The sequence below is a fragment of the Aliivibrio sp. A6 genome (assembly GCF_028765505.1).
Taxonomy (GTDB): domain Bacteria; phylum Pseudomonadota; class Gammaproteobacteria; order Enterobacterales; family Vibrionaceae; genus Aliivibrio; species Aliivibrio finisterrensis_A.
The window spans coordinates 1-2,658 of sequence record NZ_JARACR010000070.1; the positions used below are offsets into that span (position 1 = coordinate 1).

The 2,658-nt window shown below is 37.4% G+C and carries 2 protein-coding genes; both read left to right on the forward strand.

The annotated features are described in order from the left end of the window. Positions 1–13 precede the first annotated feature (13 nt). Positions 14–490, forward strand: coding sequence for an HAD family hydrolase (locus PVK70_RS18560; RefSeq protein ID WP_130049464.1), 477 nt, complete (start codon positions 14–16; stop codon positions 488–490). Between the two features lie 702 nt (positions 491–1,192). After that, positions 1,193–2,563 carry a hypothetical protein gene (locus tag PVK70_RS18565; RefSeq protein WP_165370016.1) on the forward strand — a complete coding sequence of 457 codons (1,371 nt, stop codon included), beginning with the start codon at positions 1,193–1,195 and terminating at the stop codon, positions 2,561–2,563. The last annotated feature ends 95 nt before the right edge of the window (positions 2,564–2,658 follow it).

Below are 2,658 nucleotides of genomic sequence, written 5' to 3' on the forward strand. Positions count from 1 at the left end.
GCAAGGAGGCATTATGAAAAAAGCTTATCTGTTCGATTGGGGTGACACTTTAATGGTCGACTTTCCAAATGCTCAAGGAAAAATGTGTGCTTGGGAAACAGTTCAAGCCGTAGATGGTGCGTTGGAAATGTTAGCTTCGCTATCCCAGAAAGGACATTTGCTTTATGTGGCAACTGGTGCAGATGATTCCAGTGCTCAGGATATTGAATTGGCATTTGAACGAGTAGGGTTGTCTCAATTCATTTCAGGCTATTTCTGTAAGTCAAATATTGGTTTATCAAAAGGTAGTTCTGAATTTTATCAAAGAATAACGAATAAGTTAGGAGTTGAACCTAGTCAACTTACAATGGTTGGTGATTCACTTGAAAAAGACGTTATTTCAGCGATAGAGGCTGGTTTAAATGCGGTTTGGTTTAGCTCTCGAGGTTTGGAAAAAGAAAGTCACTCCAATTTTAGAACGATCTCTCAGCTTCATGAGTTAAGCATATAACAAATGCATCAACACGATTTGCTACATTCGGCGTTGTCAGTTTGCCTTTAGTTTCAGTGATTAAGGCGGTAAAATTCAGGTAAGTCTGTATCGTAGCAAACGTGTTATGCAGGCGTTACACGAACTCTAAGATCGCAGTTTTTTGGCTCAGTTCAGCGATTGAGCCGTTAGTTTTTTAGGCGTGAAAGTAGGGTGGATTTCCTTTTTCTTTGTTGCCTTTTAGTTTCCGTTTCATCAGGTTCGGCATTGAACTATTATTGCCTTAAATTCAGGCGTTTCAGAAGCTAATTTACGCTTCAATTGTTCTTTGGCTATGCCTCATTTTATCCTGCATCAGTGTTTTTCTCTCAGCATTTTCAATCCCAATTGTGGTTAGGACATTTGGTTTATCAGTTCCAAACTTGCTGAAACCAAATTGTACAAATGGCGTAAGAAAAAGGGATTGTTTCGTTTCACAGTTATTGCCGTTGAAGTGATATTTTGCTCGCTTAATTGAGCCAGTCTAATTAAACTCAGTTTACAGTAAGTCTTGGTAAATCAATTCTTTACCAAGTTAATGGAAGCGTTGACAAAGATCGTGTAACAAATGCATCAACACGATTTGCTACACTCGGCGTTGTCATTTTGCCTTTAGTTTCAGTGATTAAGGCGTTAAAATTCAGCTAGGTCTGTATGGTAGCAAACGTGTTATGCAGGCGTTAGGTGTTTTGTGGCAATCATCAGTTTAAAGAGGGTGTTAAGTTGGGTAAAAAGAAACGGAAAAAAATAAAATATGATTTAGTTAAAACTCTTAGCCCTATAACATTCCCTTTAGTGTATGAGGAATTAATTAGACCTCTTTATATAAAAGCTTGCCAAGGCTCACATCACCTTTGGGATAAGATAGCTAATTTTGACGAATTTAAAGATAATGAAGAACTAAGAGAGGAATTTTATCGTTCAGCTAATCAAGGCATGATGTCTGCTCAGGATGATATAGTTGCAATTGTTCAAAGTGAAGAAAAACTTGATTATCCGAAAGAACTCCTACTTAGGGGGATCGCTGATGCAATAGCTTGGCAGCTATTAGGGCATCAACTAGCTCATGCAAGACATTTTTTTAAATATATATCCCAGCCTGACCTATATAATAGTAATTTTGAATCTGTTGTTTTTGCTTCAAAGGAGTTCATTCAAGAAAAGCAAAATGCGGTATCATTAATTTCAGATTTGACGTCATTTATACAAGTGGGAGACCTGCTTATATACGAGCCAGGAAGTGGACTAACGATTGCTGAAGTTAAAGAGGGGGCTATGAATGCTAAAATTGGCAACTTTATGAAATTCTATATGCAATCTCAATGTGATAAAGCTTTATATGATTTCGTTAATCAAGAAGGCGAGAAAACAGTTAAGCAGATGCAACGAATGTCACGTCAAGCGAGTAGAATGGCTCACGTTACATCTGTCCTTCGTTCCGGGAAAAGCGTCGACCCTGACACGAATCAAGAAATTAATATTCCAGCGCCTTTTTTCCCCATAAAGACTTGGGATGAGCGTCTTGTTAATACTTTAGAGCAAGCCAATACTAAAGGTTGGGCAATTGACGTTATTGATAATTGTTTATTTTTAGGTATTTATGCATCAGAAGATGCATATTCAAAAGGTCACATTATATTTAATACTTGGTTCGATGGAATGGGAGGGTCTCCTGATTGCCCAAGAGCGCTATTAATTGATTGTATGAAACTGCCTTTAGCTCTCCCTATTTTTAGTCGCGATATTCCAGATGAATATAAATTTGATATTCTGTTCGGACGAAAACAAGTATGTATGGGAATATGCATTGAATCGTTATTGAATGAGTGTAAAAAATCTGGTTTGTCAACTCGATTTGCAACTAATAAAGAACGAGGACGTTTAGATAAAACTGGTAATAGGCCGTATAAGTACAAAGGCAATGTAGTATTCATTAGTAATGGACGTACAGAATTACCCTTGATGGATGGTGTATTTTTACGCATTATGTTTCATGGGCAAAGTCCAGTATCAATAATTAAGACTCTTCTAGATAGTACTGAGGAATACACCTAACAATCGCATCAACACGATTTACTACACTCGGCATCTCAGGTTGTCGGGTGTTTCTCGTTTTAAGGCGTCAAATTTAAGTATAATTGCATAGTAGT

Excerpts from the sequence above, each read along its gene's own strand:
- PVK70_RS18560 (WP_130049464.1), top strand. The coding sequence starts at position 14 with ATGAAAAAAGCTTATCTGTTCGATTGGGGTGACACTTTAATGGTCGAC.